The sequence below is a fragment of the Saccharopolyspora sp. NPDC002376 genome (assembly GCF_053593195.1).
Map to the genome: position 1 here is coordinate 62066 of NZ_JBSFBZ010000012.1, position 12803 is coordinate 74868.

At 67.8% G+C, this 12803-nt stretch carries 12 protein-coding genes and 2 tRNA genes; 8 read left to right on the forward strand and 6 right to left on the reverse strand.

Going from position 1 to position 12803, the window contains the following annotated elements:
• Positions 1–62 precede the first annotated feature (62 nt).
• Positions 63–872 carry an Fpg/Nei family DNA glycosylase gene (locus tag ACWCO2_RS11280; protein ID WP_450127604.1) on the forward strand — a complete coding sequence of 270 codons (810 nt, stop codon included), beginning with the start codon at positions 63–65 and terminating at the stop codon, positions 870–872.
• A gap of 234 nt (positions 873–1106) precedes the next feature.
• Here ACWCO2_RS11280 and ACWCO2_RS11285 read toward each other — a convergent pair whose 3' ends face one another.
• The 4 genes from ACWCO2_RS11285 to ACWCO2_RS11300 form a co-directional block, all read right to left on the reverse strand.
• Complete coding sequence (locus ACWCO2_RS11285; RefSeq protein ID WP_450127605.1) at positions 1107–1850, reverse strand: hypothetical protein; 744 nt, start codon at positions 1848–1850, stop codon at positions 1107–1109.
• A 67-nt stretch (positions 1851–1917) separates the two neighbouring features.
• The gene (locus ACWCO2_RS11290) at positions 1918–3132 is read right to left on the reverse strand and encodes a GNAT family N-acetyltransferase (protein ID WP_450127606.1); all 1215 of its coding nucleotides are present in this window, start codon (positions 3130–3132) and stop codon (positions 1918–1920) included.
• Positions 3133–3288: 156 nt separating this feature from the next.
• Positions 3289–3915 carry a 2'-5' RNA ligase family protein gene (locus tag ACWCO2_RS11295; RefSeq protein WP_450127656.1) on the reverse strand — a complete coding sequence of 209 codons (627 nt, stop codon included), beginning with the start codon at positions 3913–3915 and terminating at the stop codon, positions 3289–3291.
• Between the two features lie 55 nt (positions 3916–3970).
• Positions 3971–5434 (reverse strand): MDR family MFS transporter, encoded by a 1464-nt coding sequence (locus tag ACWCO2_RS11300; RefSeq protein WP_450127607.1) that lies wholly within the window; start codon positions 5432–5434, stop codon positions 3971–3973.
• Between the two features lie 849 nt (positions 5435–6283).
• On the opposite strand from ACWCO2_RS11300, the gene ACWCO2_RS11305 reads away from it, so the two are divergent.
• A complete protein-coding gene (locus tag ACWCO2_RS11305; protein ID WP_450127608.1) occupies positions 6284–6712 on the forward strand; it encodes a hypothetical protein in 429 nt (142 codons plus the stop codon).
• Positions 6713–7164: 452 nt separating this feature from the next.
• On the forward strand, positions 7165–7728 hold the full coding sequence (locus ACWCO2_RS11310) for a tyrosine-type recombinase/integrase (protein ID WP_450127657.1): 564 nt from the start codon (positions 7165–7167) through the stop codon (positions 7726–7728).
• A gap of 50 nt (positions 7729–7778) precedes the next feature.
• Here ACWCO2_RS11310 and ACWCO2_RS11315 read toward each other — a convergent pair.
• Positions 7779–7852 (reverse strand) — tRNA-Gly (locus ACWCO2_RS11315).
• Between the two features lie 127 nt (positions 7853–7979).
• Between ACWCO2_RS11315 and ACWCO2_RS11320 the strand changes: the two genes are divergently transcribed.
• Positions 7980–8053 (forward strand) — tRNA-Pro (locus ACWCO2_RS11320).
• Positions 8054–8138: 85 nt separating this feature from the next.
• Entirely contained in the window at positions 8139–8396 is a 258-nt protein-coding gene (locus ACWCO2_RS11325; RefSeq protein WP_450127609.1) for a hypothetical protein, read from the forward strand.
• On the opposite strand, the gene ACWCO2_RS11330 is transcribed toward ACWCO2_RS11325, so the two are convergent.
• Positions 8383–9291 carry a sucrase ferredoxin gene (locus ACWCO2_RS11330; RefSeq protein ID WP_450127610.1) on the reverse strand — a complete coding sequence of 303 codons (909 nt, stop codon included), beginning with the start codon at positions 9289–9291 and terminating at the stop codon, positions 8383–8385. The genes ACWCO2_RS11325 and ACWCO2_RS11330 overlap by 14 nt on opposite strands.
• A gap of 188 nt (positions 9292–9479) precedes the next feature.
• Between ACWCO2_RS11330 and tig the strand changes: the two genes are divergently transcribed.
• From tig to ACWCO2_RS11345, 3 genes are all read left to right on the forward strand, one after another.
• Positions 9480–10838, forward strand: a complete 1359-nt coding sequence (gene tig, locus ACWCO2_RS11335) for a trigger factor (RefSeq protein WP_450127611.1) — start codon at positions 9480–9482, stop codon at positions 10836–10838.
• Between the two features lie 238 nt (positions 10839–11076).
• Positions 11077–11700, forward strand: a complete 624-nt coding sequence (locus ACWCO2_RS11340) for an ATP-dependent Clp protease proteolytic subunit (RefSeq protein ID WP_450127612.1) — start codon at positions 11077–11079, stop codon at positions 11698–11700.
• A 39-nt stretch (positions 11701–11739) separates the two neighbouring features.
• On the forward strand, positions 11740–12372 hold the full coding sequence (locus ACWCO2_RS11345) for an ATP-dependent Clp protease proteolytic subunit (protein ID WP_450127613.1): 633 nt from the start codon (positions 11740–11742) through the stop codon (positions 12370–12372).
• The last annotated feature ends 431 nt before the right edge of the window (positions 12373–12803 follow it).

Genomic DNA, 12803 nt, shown 5'->3' on the forward strand with positions numbered 1-12803 from the left:
CTGAGAACTGTCTCCGCGCGGGTGCGGAACCAGGATCGAAGACAAGCTCTGAGGACGTTCGAATGCCCGAAGGCCACACCCTGCACCGGCTCGCCGGAGTGCACGACGACCTGTTCGCCGGGATGAAGGTCCGGGTGGCCAGTCCGCAGGGGCGCTTCGCCTCGAGCGCTTCGCTGCTCGACGGCACCGTGCTGGAGCGCGCCGAGGCGCACGGAAAGCACCTGTTCCACCACTACGGCCCCGACCGGATCGTCCACGTGCACCTCGGGCTGTACGGGACGTTCAGCGAGTCCGAGCTCCCGGTGGCCGAACCGCGCGGCCAGGTGCGGATGCGCATCGTCGGCAAAACGCACTGGACCGATCTGCGCGGCCCGACCGCCTGCGAACTGCTCACCGGTGATGAAGTCGAGGCGGTGCGAGCCCGGCTCGGCCCGGATCCGTTGCGCGAGGACGCCGACCCGGAGCTGGCGTGGTTGAAGATCTCCCGGTCCCGCACGAGCATCGCGGCGCTGCTGCTGGACCAGAAGGTGCTGGCCGGGGTGGGCAACGTCTACCGGGCTGAAGTGCTGTTCCGGCACGGCATCCAGCCCTACACGCCGGGCCGCGCTCTCGCCCGCGAGCAGTGGGACCTGATCTGGGCGGACCTGGTCGAGCTGATGGCCGACGGGGTCCGGGTGGGGCGCATCGACACCGTGCGACCGGAGCACATGCCCGAGGCCACCGGCCGAGCCCCGCGCCAGGACCGCCACGGCGGCGAGGTCTACGTCTACCGCCGCGCGGCCATGCCCTGCCTGTTCTGCGGCACACCCGTCGCCATGGCGGACCTCTCCGGCCGCAAGCTCTACTGGTGCCCCACCTGCCAACCCGAGTAACCCGACACGCCGACGGTGTGTCGGGCATCGGACCCCCTCGGACTCCGATGCCCGGAGCGTCAACCGAGGCGAACACGACTCATCTGGACCGGTCGGGATGGGGGGCTTGGTGGGTCCGTGCCCGGCGTGTCGACCACAGTTTCAATTGAAACTGTAAATCCCAGGCACGGGTGACCACAGTTTCAATTGAAACTGTGGTTGGGCTGAACCGGATCGGGTGTGCGGTCGGTGGGGTCAGAAGTCGAAGTCTCCGAAGCCGCCGAAGTCCCCTCCGACGTCACCACCGAAGTCCCCTCCGACGTCGCCGCCTGCGTCGTCGGCTGCCATGCCGTCCTGGAAGCCGTCCGCGTAGGCCGCTTCGGCCGGGACTCCGGACATTCCGCTGAACAGGGCGCTCATCAGGACGAACGAGCCCACGCCCCAGGCACCCGCGACCAGCGCGGGCTTCCACCACGGCTCGCTGTACCAGCCCTGCGGCACCGGACGGCCTGCGACCGTTCCGCCGGGGTAGTAGTGCGGCGTCTGCTCGCTCGGGTCCGGCGAGGCCATCTGCTGGCGGCCTTCCACCTCGACCTCGCGCAGCTCGGTGACCTTGCCCGCGCCGCTCTGGCCGGACAGGTCGGGCAGCTCGGGGCCCGGGTCCATGTCCATGGCGATCCGCGCCGCCCGCACGTAGTAGAGCCCTTCGAGGGCGGATTCGGTGGTCAGCCGGGCCTGCTGCTCCGTGGTGGCCTGCTCCAGCTGGGAGACCGCGGCGGCGTGCCGCTCGGAGGCATCGGCCAGCGCCTGCTTGGCGGCTTCGTTGGTGCCGATCAGGTTGAGCACCTGGCCGCCCAGCCGTTCCACCCAGCGGCGCGCTTCGGCCTTGGCGTCGTCCAGTTGTTTCTGCTGGTGTTCCACGGCTTTCTTGCGCGACCACCAGACGGCGGCGCCGATCGCCACGAGTGCGACCACGATGATCAAGATGGCGGTGGACACCCAGGACCTCCCGAAGCGGACGAATCCGTCCTCATCGACAGTACCTGGATGCCGCACGAACGGGTGATCAGAATCCTTCCTGGCAGTGCGGCGCGAAGTCGGTCGCGAATGCCCGCGAGGCGGCGAGCAGCGCGCCCCGCTCGTGCTCGACGACCCGACCGCAGCGCGCCAGCGCGGCCAGCGTGCTGCCGCCCAGATAAGCGGCCGCCAAGTCCGTGACGTCCAGCGAGAGCTCCCCGGCGTGCTCAGTGCGGGTGGCGGTGGCGGATCCCGCCCCGTCGGCGCGCAGCCGCCAGCGGCCCTCGTTCCACGGGCAGAAGCGGTCGGTGACGTCGAAGACCACGTCGACCGGGGCGGCGTAGCGGCGGGCCATCAGCGCGCGGTCCAGGTCGACCAGCCGCACCCACAACCCGTCGAGCACCTTGCGGTCGACGGCGCGCGGGTTGACCAGCATGCCCAGCACCGGCTCGTCGATCGCGGCCTTGTGCCAGACCACCTCGGCGACCAGGTCGATGTCCAGGAGATATCGCCACAGCGCGGCGTAGGCCTGCGGCGTCGCGGCCACGAGTTCGGCCACGTTCAGCTCGTAGGCGGGGCCGCGGGTGGTCCACTCCCGTTTGGGCCGGTAGATCGCGTATCCGTCGGGGTGCACTGCGAACCGGGGAGCGCTGACGTCGCCGCGCGCATTGGGGCTGTCGAGAATGCGGGCTTCCCAGGAGCCGTCGCTCCGGGACAGCCAACCGGTCCGAGTCGACGCGACGGCCGGGTAGAGGGCTCGCGCCACCGCCAGCGCCTGCTCCCGGTCGACTTCGCGGACCCGCCGGTCGTCGACCTCCACAGTGGACAGAAAGGCGCCGCCGCGCGGAACCGTCAGATGGCTTTCGAAACTGGCCAGCCCGTATCCGAACCGGCCGTAGATGCCGGCCTCCGACGCGTACAGCGCCGCGACCGGCATGCCGTCGTCGTGCAGCGAATCCAGCTGTTCGCGCATCAGGGAGGTCAGCACGCCGCGTCGTCGATGCCCGGGCTTGACGCCCACCGCCGTGATCGCCGCGAGCGGGCACTGCATCGGCCCCGGCACGGTGATCTCCTGCTCGAGCCGTCCGGCCCCGCCGATCATCTCGTCGCCGTCGAAGACGCCGTGCGCGAGTTCCGCGCGGAACGCGGTTCCGTACAGCTCGCGCGTGGACTCCAGCGAATCGTCGAGGAACGCGGCGGAGAAAACGCCGAAGAAGTCGTCGTATTCGTCGGCCCGGAGGCTTCGCGCGCTGAGCTCACCCATGTGGTCTTGATACCGAGCACGCCACCCCAGCGCGACCCGGTTCCCCCGCACGGCCGCAGCCGAGAGGACTCCCAAATTTAGGGAAATTTGGAACTCCACGAACGCCGAGCCGGTGCCCTGCCGACACGCCGGTGTGCGTCGGCAGGGGAGCGGGGATCAGGCGCCCAGGGGGACTTCGGTGACCTTCTCCCACTCGGGGCTCGAGTGGTCGCGGTTGAGCTTGACCAGCGACAGCGACGGGATCTTCGCCGTGGTCGGATCCACCGCGGTGCCGCTGAGCGTGGCCACGGCGAAGATCGCCGGGCCGTCGGTGGTGGAGTGGGCGAGGCTGACGTGCTTGTCGACGTCCTCGGGCTCCGGCAGCACCGCCGATTCGCCGAGCACGTCCGCCAGCGCTTCGCGCACCGCGTTGCGCAGCTCGATGACCGTCGACTGCGGTTCGGCCGGCAGCGACAGCGATTCCGGCTGCACCACGGCGTGGTGGAAGGCCAGGGTGAGCGGCAGCACCGCCTCGAGCCGCTTGCGGGTGGCCGCGACCAGCGGCTCGATCCGCGCCTCGTCGATCTCGTCGGCGAACCCGACCTCCTGGATCAGGATGTGCATCCACTCCAGCGGGACCAGGTCGAAGCCCGGCAGGTCGCGCAGCGCGTACTGGTAGTCGTTCACCAGCTTGCGCAGCCCCGGTTGGTCGGCCAGCGGCAGCAGCCAGGCGTAGCCGGTGCGCCCGGCGCGCCAGCCCGGACGCCAGCGGTCGTGGTTGCGGACCTGGTCGACGTGCGGCATATCGGTCACCCCTCACATCCTGCCCGGAGCTTTCCGGCAGCGGGGCGCCCTTGACCTATCTCACGGTCTCGGCCGCTTCGCGGTCGCCTGTTCGGGGCGGTTCGCTGGGGCGGTCGAGGCTGGCCGCGGCATCGGCGTCGCGCACCCGCAGAGCCAGCAGGATACCCAGCGCGGCGAAAGCCGCGGAGACCAGGAAGGCCCCGTGGTAGGCACCCATCTCGACCTCGGCGAACGAGGTGGTCTGGTCCATCGTGGACTGGCCGTGCTCGGTGAGCACCACCAGCACGGTGGCGACGATGGCGGTGCCGAGCGCGGTGGCGACCTGCCGGCTGACGTTGAACAGCGAGCTCGCCTGCCCCATGGATGGCCCGGAGATGCTCGCGAAGGTCGCCGTCTGCACCGGCGTCATCAGCAACCCCATCGCCACGCCCTGCACCACGAGCAGCCCGACGAGGAAGCCCAGCGGTGTGGTCAGTCCCTGCAGCTGCAGCCCGGCGCAGATCGCCAGCTGGACTGTGTACCCGGCCAGGATCAGCCGCTTCGGCCCGATCCGGCCGTAGAACCGGCTGACGATCTGGGTGGTCAGCAGCATGGCCACGGCCTGCGGCATGAGCACCAGCCCGGCGTGCATCGGCGATACGCCGCGCAGGTTCTGCAGGTACAGCGGGAGCAGGAAGAGGATGCCGAACATCGACCCGGTCTGACACACCAGCAGCAGGTTGCCGGTGCCGAACATCCGATCGGTCAGCAGTCGCAGGTCCAGCATCGGTTCGCGAACGGTCAGCTCCCGCCAGATCAACCCGGCGATGAGCAACCCCGAGATCAGCAGGCTCGCCCAAACCTGAACCGCGCCCCAACCGAGCTGAGCCCCCTGCTCGAGCCCGTACAGCAGCGTCGCCAACCCGACCCCGGCGAGCAGGAAGCCGGGAAAGTCGAACCGCCCGGGATCGCGGCGCTCCTCCTCGCGCAGGTACAGCACGGTGAACAGCAGCGCGAGCGCCCCGACGGGCACGTTGATGAAGAAAACCCACCGCCAGCTGGCGTACTCGACGAGCACGCCACCGAGAACCGGTCCGAGCATCGGCGCAACGGTGATCGGAATGGACAGCACGGCCCCGGCCTTGGCCCGCTCGTTGGCCGGGAAGGCCCGGAACAGCATGGCCTGCCCGACGGGAACCAACATCCCGCCACCAACACCCTGCAACACCCGAGCCGCGATGAGCATCCACAACTCGCTGGACATCCCGCACAGCACGGAGGCGAAGGTAAAGATGATCACGGCAGCCTGAAAGGTCCGTTTGCTCCCGAACCGATCGGCGATCCAACCGGAAGCCGGGATGAACACGGCCAAACTGATCATGTACCCGGTCAGCACCCACTGAAGCGCCGCCGGATCGACCTGGAATTCCCGCCCCAGCGTGGCGAGCGCCACGTTCAGGATTGTGACGTCGAGGATCTGCATGATCAGCGCCAGCACAAAGGTGATGCCAACCAACCACTTGTACTCAAGCCGCCGCACAAAACCCCCAAGAGATCAATAAGAGCCGGGAAGGGCTGGAGTCGCCTCAAGCCCAACCGCAAGCCTCGCGCAACCCCCTGACAAAACCCAAAGGCCTTTTATTCCCAAAAGCCCTTCCCAATAACCTAACAGCCGCGAAGCGGCAGGAACCGCCAAACACCAAGCCGCACGCGAGAGACGCGACACAGCGGACGCCGTGAACCAGGTCGCGGCCCAGCGCGCCGCGCTGCAGGACGAGACTGGATGGTCACGAACACAGCGAGCCCCACGGGGAAGGACCAAGCGACGATTTCGAGCGAAATCGCCACCACGAGACGGCGCACCAAACTAAAACCCAGGCCAGGAACGAACGACGAGCAAGGCGCGCTCAAAAAAGCAACCCCCGCACTGTGGGGTGTGTGGGGGCTCGGCCCCCACGGCAAAGCCGAAGAGTAAAGGTCTAGTGGGCTAAAGGCACACTAGACACAAAACGCCCAACTCGGAGCGGGCGACGGGTCTTCGGGCCGCAAACTTGTGAACTGCTCCTGCCCAGGTCGGGACGGGTGCGTGGCTGCCCATGTCTGCCCGTGAGTCCCCCTTGATCACTGTCCTGGCGGGCACGCAGCGGGCACGCACTGTCCGCTGTCCAGCCCTTGACCGGGTGGCCTCATCTTTATCAGTTCGATCATGGTCCAGGTGATCAAGCGTGGCCCGAGATCGATCCGTCTCCCGGTGATCACGATCATCTGCGTCCGTCTGCCGGTGTTGCCGTCACCGTTGCCGTCACTGCCGTCAGCGCACCCGGCTCCGGAAACTGGCACTGCATCTTCATGCAAGATCTAAACTCCGTCTATGGCTTGGAACATAGAGGTGGCTGCTATCCGAACGGATGAGCTTGCCGATGCGGTGCCGGACGTGTTCGCCCCGACAGATAGCACGATGGGCTTCGAGGACGCGACTTCTGGGAGACGGTACGGAGACCTGTGCGCCGCAAAGGTCGGTGACTGGGTCATCGTGATCGACGTTGCCTGCAGGATGTCAGGGAATTTCGACTATCTGGTCGAGGCGTCGACATCGACCGACCTGCACCTGGTACGGATCGCAGATCAGCCGATCGCCCTGCACTACCGCAACGGTCAGCCGATGACCCAGATGCGGGGCCGCGAGATGATGCCCAGCGAGGACTACGACGGCGAATCCTGCGCCATGGACCACCTGCACGAGACCACCGGCGTGCACTTCGGTGAGGGCCTGGGGGGCCTGTGGGACGCGAAGTTCACACTCTTCGTCCTTGACTGATCCGGCCGGTCTCGATCCACCCGCCAGCGCGGGCAAGGACAGAGATCCACGGGACACGCCCTAGCTCCCGGCGTCCTTACGCCACAGGTCCCCCGGCTTCCACCTCAACCACTGACCACCGTGCGCCGCGTGCGAGGTGGGGGCCATCCCCGAGCCGGAGCGCCCCCGCCGGAGGCAGGTTGTGAGAGCGCCCCGTGACATGGGGCTGACTGATGCCGTATTTCTGGGCGAGCGCAGCAGCCGTACTGGGACGCACGCGCCAAGGCATACCTCGACCCCGACACCCACACACCACTCACAACCTGGGATGACGCGCTCAAATTGGACGAGGACGGCGCCGAATCCCTGCACGTCGGACGGTTCGGGCGGCAGATCGACGCACAAGGCGTCATGGCAGTCTCACCAGACTCCAACCGCTGCATCGGCTACCCACCAAATACCTCGTCAAGGACATCGCCGAATGCCACGACACTGAGACCCCGGCCCAGGCTGACCATCTCGATCTTGACGGGGGAGTGGTCCACATCGTCGGCTCGGTGGCTGAGCTAGACGGCGGCAAGCTCCTGGAGGACACCCCCAAGTCTCGGGCCGGTTGGCGAACGGTCGCACTTCCAGCGGAGATCATCCCCGACCTGCGGACGCGCCTCGACAAGTTCGCAGAGAAGGGGGAGAACGGGCGGGGCTTCGTCGGTCCCAAGGGCGGGCCGCTGCGACGCTCGGGCTTCCGGCGCACCTGGAACACGGTTCGTACTGAGGTCGGCCTGCCAGATCTCCACTTTCATTATCTGCGGCACGTCGGCAACACCCTCGCCGCGACGACGGCTGCAAGCCTCAAAGAGCTGATGGCGCGCATGGGTCACGCTTCCACCCGTGCGGCGCTGATCTATCAGCACGCGAGCGAGGACCGAGACAAGGTGATCACCAAAGCACTGGGGGATGCCTTCAGGGCCGCTCGGAGGGGCACGAAGAAGCGATCGGGCACGCAACGGGCACGGAAACGAAAGAAGGCCAGTTGAAGATCAAAGACCCAGGCTCCGGAATACCGGATTACCTGGGCCTTTGTCGTTGGAGCGGGCGACGGGAATCGAACCCGCGTAGCCAGTTTGGAAGACTGGGGCTCTACCATTGAGCTACGCCCGCGTGCTGGTTTCGCCTGTTCCTCCGGGTGGTGCCCGGCGGGTTTGGTGACCTTGCGTGCCACAGCTTAGCGGGTCGCGATAGGCTCTTCGCAACGCACCCGGGGTTCTCGGGTGCGTCGCACGTCGGACGGGGTGTGGCGCAGTTTGGTAGCGCACTCGCTTTGGGTGCGAGGGGTCGTGGGTTCAAATCCCGCCACCCCGACGTTGCGGCCGGCCGCTCGCTTCTCGCGGGCGGCCGGTTTTGCTTTCCTGGCGGGTCTCGCCGGTGATGTGGGTCGCAGCCGTGCGTGACGCTTGGTAACGGCCGGGCGTGGAGCGCCGATTTCCTGGTCATGCGCGAGGGGATTCCGGGGTTGCGCGTGCACTTGCCCGCGGTGGTCGTGTGCGCGGTGCTGGGTGCCGCGTTGGTGCTGCTGGTCGTGGTGTCGTTCGTCGTTCCGGGGCCGCAGGGTGTGGCTGAGCTGACGCCTGCGGACGGGATCGTCACGGCGGTCACGCCCACCGAGTTGAGTGCCGCGGTCAGCTCGATGTTCAGCAGTCAGTGATGTCGACCGCGACGGTCGAGGTGGGGTGGACTGCCGCTTTGCCGCAGCTGTTGGGGCGGGGCGGGTCGAGTTCGCGGGTTTGCACGGTCACCTGCCAGCGGCGGCCGTCCTGGTGGGCCACTTCCACCTGGTCGTCGGTGCGGCCGGTGATGAGCAGCGCGTCGGTGAGGTGTTCGCCGAGGTGCTCGCGGACGGCCAGTTCGGCGGCTTGTCCGGCGCGGTCCCAGGTCGATCGGCCGCGGCAGTGCTCGAGCGAGACCTTTCCGGAGGTGGCCGCGGACAGGACCGCTTCGACGGCGTGCGCGGTGAGGCGTCCGTAGGTGTATCCGCTGGGCAGCAGCACTGCGGCGGGGGCGAAGCGGTGCCCGCCGGTGTGCGTGGTCTCCCAGATCGCGTTCTCGTGGCGTCCGGCCAGGTCGGTGATCAGCTCGCGGCCGAGCAACGCGCAGCACCGGTCGCGGCGGCCGTTGGTGCACACCAGGAGCAGCGGGTCGGCTATCGGTCGTCCCCAGCCGTCGTGGTGTCCGGCGGCGATGCGCTCGAAGTCGAGGTCGAGCAGCTCGGCCGGGTCGGTGGTGGTGTGCTCGCGCAGCCAGCCGGTGCCGGGCTCGGTGTTCGCGAGCAGGACCTGCCGGGTGGCATCGCCCGGGGTGTCCGCGTGGCGTCCTGGGCGACGGATCAGCTGCACCCGCACGCCGTGCTCGCTCGCCTTCGCCTCCAGCGCCCGGCCGAGGTTCGGATCCAGGTGGCTCTGCACCAGCGCGTTGTGCCCCCACGGCCCGCGCTGCTCCAGGCACAGCCAGCCGCGCGCGACCGCGGCGGTCCCGGTCAGCGGTTCGGCGAAACCGGTGGACAGCGCCGCGCAAGTGGCGTGATCGGCGGTAGTGTGCTGCACGATTCCACTCAAGCACGGATAGCCGCTCGGTGTTAGGTGAGGCTGCCCAACTTCGCTTCTCGCAACCCCGGCCCGTGGCTCCGGGTGGGAAGCAATAGACTCAGAGGTCAGCCCGGCATTGGACGTGGTGTTGCACCGCGCCCGCTGGTAGCGCCGGGAATCAAAGCACGTTCGCACTAGGAGACCACGTGAAGAGCACCGTCGAGCACCTGAGCCCGACGCGCGTCCGGATCAACGTCGAGGTGCCGTTCGACGAGCTCAAGCCGGACTTCGATCGCGCGTACAAGGCACTGTCCCAGCAGGTTCGCATCCCTGGCTTCCGCCCGGGCAAGGTTCCGGCGCGGGTGCTGGAGAGCCGCATCGGCCGCGCCCCCGTGCTCGACGAGGTCGTCAACGAGGCGGTTCCGGCCAAGTACCTGGAAGCGGTCAACAGCAGCGAGGTGCGCACCCTCGGTCGCCCGGACATCGAGGTGACCAAGATCGAGGACGGCGCCGAGATCGCTTTCACCGCTGAGGTCGACGTCCGCCCGGAGATCACCGTGCCCGCCTTCGGCGAGCTCGCGGTGAGCGTGGACGACGTCGAGGTCACCGAGGACGAGGTGACCGAGCAGCTGGATTCGCTGCGCGCTCGCTTCGGCACCCTCGCCGGCGTCGACCGGGCCGCGCAGGAGGGCGACTTCGTCAGCATCGACCTGTCGGCCACCGTCGACGGCGAAGAGGTCGAGGACGCCAATACCAGCGGTCTGTCCTACGAGATCGGCTCCGGCCAGCTGATCGAGGGCATCGACGACGCGCTGATCGGCGCGAGCGAGGGCGACACCAAGACCTTCACCACCAACCTGGTCGCCGGCGATTTCGCCGGCAAGGACGCCGAGGTGACGGTCAAGCTGAACTCCGTCAAGGAGCGCCAGCTGCCCGAGGCCGACGACGAGTTCGCCCAGATGGCCAGCGAGTTCGACACCGCTGAGGAGCTCATCGCCGACCTGCGCGAGCGCATGGGCAAGGTCAAGAAGATGCAGCAGGGCATGCAGGCCCGGGACAAGGTCCTGGACGCGCTGCTGGAGACCGTCGAGGTGCCGCTGCCGGAGAAGGTCGTCGAGTCCGAGGTCGAGGCGCGCCAGCACGACGCGGTGCACCCGTTCGACCACGACGAGAAGCGCCTCGAGGAGTGGCTCGAGCAGCAGGGCAAGAACCGCGAGCAGTTCGACGCGGAAACCCGCGAAGAGGCTGAGAAGGCGGTCCGGACCCAGCTGATCCTGGACACCATCGCCGACGAAGAGAGCGTCTCGGTCTCCGACGAGGAGCTGACCCAGCGGATCATCTACCAGGCGCAGCGCTACGGCGTGAGCCCGGACCAGTTCGTCCAGCAGGCCCAGCAGTCGGGTCAGCTCGGCGCGCTGTTCGCCGACGTCCGGCGCAGCAAGGCGCTGTTCTCGGTGGTGCGCCAGGCCAAGGTCACCGACTCCGAGGGCAACGAGCTGGACATGGACGAGCTGTTCGGTCCGCAGCAGGGCGAGGAGAGCTCCGAGGCCGAGAAGGCGGAGTGACCCGTCTCTCGCTCGACAACTCGATAAACATGCTCTAAGCGAACGTGGGCGGTACTGGGAAGCTGGTGCCGCCCACTTTCGTTAGGGTCGGTTGTAGCGGATCACCCGAGAGGGAAGCAGGGCCGTCGAAGTCGCCCGCCGACCGGCTCGGTCCACTGTGGAAGTGGACCGGAAGCGGCGCGAGTGAACGGAGTGGCCCACGAGTAAGAGCCCCAATGTGGGAGAAGGCAGGGGAGACGTGACGCAGCACCTGACTCCGGCGTCCGACGCGCAGGCGCCGTCCATGCGGACGGGTACCAACGGACTCTCGCTCAACGACTCGGTTTACGAGCGGCTGCTGCGGGAGCGCATCATCGTCCTCGGCTCCCAGGTCGAGGACTCGATCTCGAACCAGATCTGCTCGCAGCTGCTGCTGCTGGCGGCCGAGGACCCGGACCGCGACATCTCGCTGTACATCAACTCGCCGGGTGGTTCGGTGACGGCGGGCATGGCGATCTACGACACCATGCAGCTGATCAAGCCGGACGTGGCGACCGTGGCGATGGGCATGGCGGCCTCGATGGGGCAGTTCCTGCTGTCCGCGGGTGCCAAGAGCAAGCGGTTCGCGCTGCCGCACGCGCGGATCATGATGCACCAGCCGTCGGCCGGTCTCGGTGGTACGGCTTCGGACATCGAGATCCAGGCCAAGATGTTCTCCAGGCACAAGAAGGAGATGGCCCAGCTGATCGCGGAGCAGACCGGTCAGACGGTGGAGCGGATCACCCAGGACTCCGACCGCGACCGGTGGTTCACCGCGGAGGAGGCCCGCGAGTACGGGTTCGTGGACCACGTGGCGAGTGCCGCGAACCTGCCGCGCAGCTGATCATCCCGCCCGGACCTAGCAACTGAGGAGTCACCCGCCGTGAACCCTTACCAGTCTCTGCAGTCCCGGTACGTGCTGCCCTCGTTCGTCGAGCGCACCGCGTACGGGGTCAAGGAGTCCAACCCGTACAACAAGCTGTTCGAGGAACGCATCGTGTTTCTCGGCGTCCAGGTCGACGATGCCTCCGCCAACGACGTTATGGCGCAGCTGCTCTTCCTGGAGTCGGACGACCCGGACCGCGAGATCCAGATGTACATCAACTCTCCGGGCGGCTCGTTCACCGCGATGATGGCCATCTACGACACCATCCAGTACGTGCGTCCCGACGTGCGCACGATCTGCCTCGGGCAGGCGGCGTCGGCGGCGGCCGTGCTGCTGGCGGCGGGCACCAAGGGCAAGCGCCAGGCGCTGCCGAACTCGCGGGTGCTGATCCACCAGCCGTCCGTCGAAGGCATCTACGGCCAGGTCTCGGACCTCGAGATCCAGGCCGCCGAGGTCCAGCGGATGCGCGACCTGATGGAGTCGACGCTGGCCAAGCACACCAGCCGCTCCCAGGAGCAGGTCCGCCAGGACGTCGACCGCGACAAGATCCTGACCGCGGAGCAGTCGGTGGAGTACGGGATCATCGACGAGGTCGTGCCTTACCGCAAGCTCTCCGAGCAGCGGTCGTAAGACGCGAGGGCTGCTCGTTTTGCTTGGCGGTGCGAGCAGCGCAACCTCGGAGACCGCCTCAACCGGGCTGGGGTGTCCGCGAGGCGGTCTCCGAGGCCTGCAGCGGTGCGCATTGCCCGCTCGCGGGTCGATCATTCAGCGGCCGTCGGCCACGAGGACAACTGGGGCTGCAGCGACGCCTTCGGCGCCGTTCGAGTCGTGCGTCACATCGTGTTTCCGCCGGTAGCGGCCGTGCCGTCCGGCAGGTATCAACCCATTAGTGGTCATGCGTTTCCGGCTGCGGTCGTGCGCAGCTGCGGTGCTTTCAGCAGTCGGAGAAAACAGCTGCTGCGGCCAGCGGGAACGCGTAGCCTCCCGGCAAAGCAGTCGGGCGGCACGCCCGGCAGCGGGGATCACGACACGCCGAGCGCTGTGCTGGTCACATCACGCTT

Excerpts from the sequence above, each read along its gene's own strand:
- ACWCO2_RS11280 (WP_450127604.1), top strand. The coding sequence starts at position 63 with ATGCCCGAAGGCCACACCCTGCACCGGCTCGCCGGAGTGCACGACGAC.
- ACWCO2_RS11290 (WP_450127606.1), bottom strand. The coding sequence starts at position 3,132 with ATGGGTGAGCTCAGCGCGCGAAGCCTCCGGGCCGACGAATACGACGAC.
- ACWCO2_RS11295 (WP_450127656.1), bottom strand. The coding sequence starts at position 3,915 with ATGCCGCACGTCGACCAGGTCCGCAACCACGACCGCTGGCGTCCGGGC.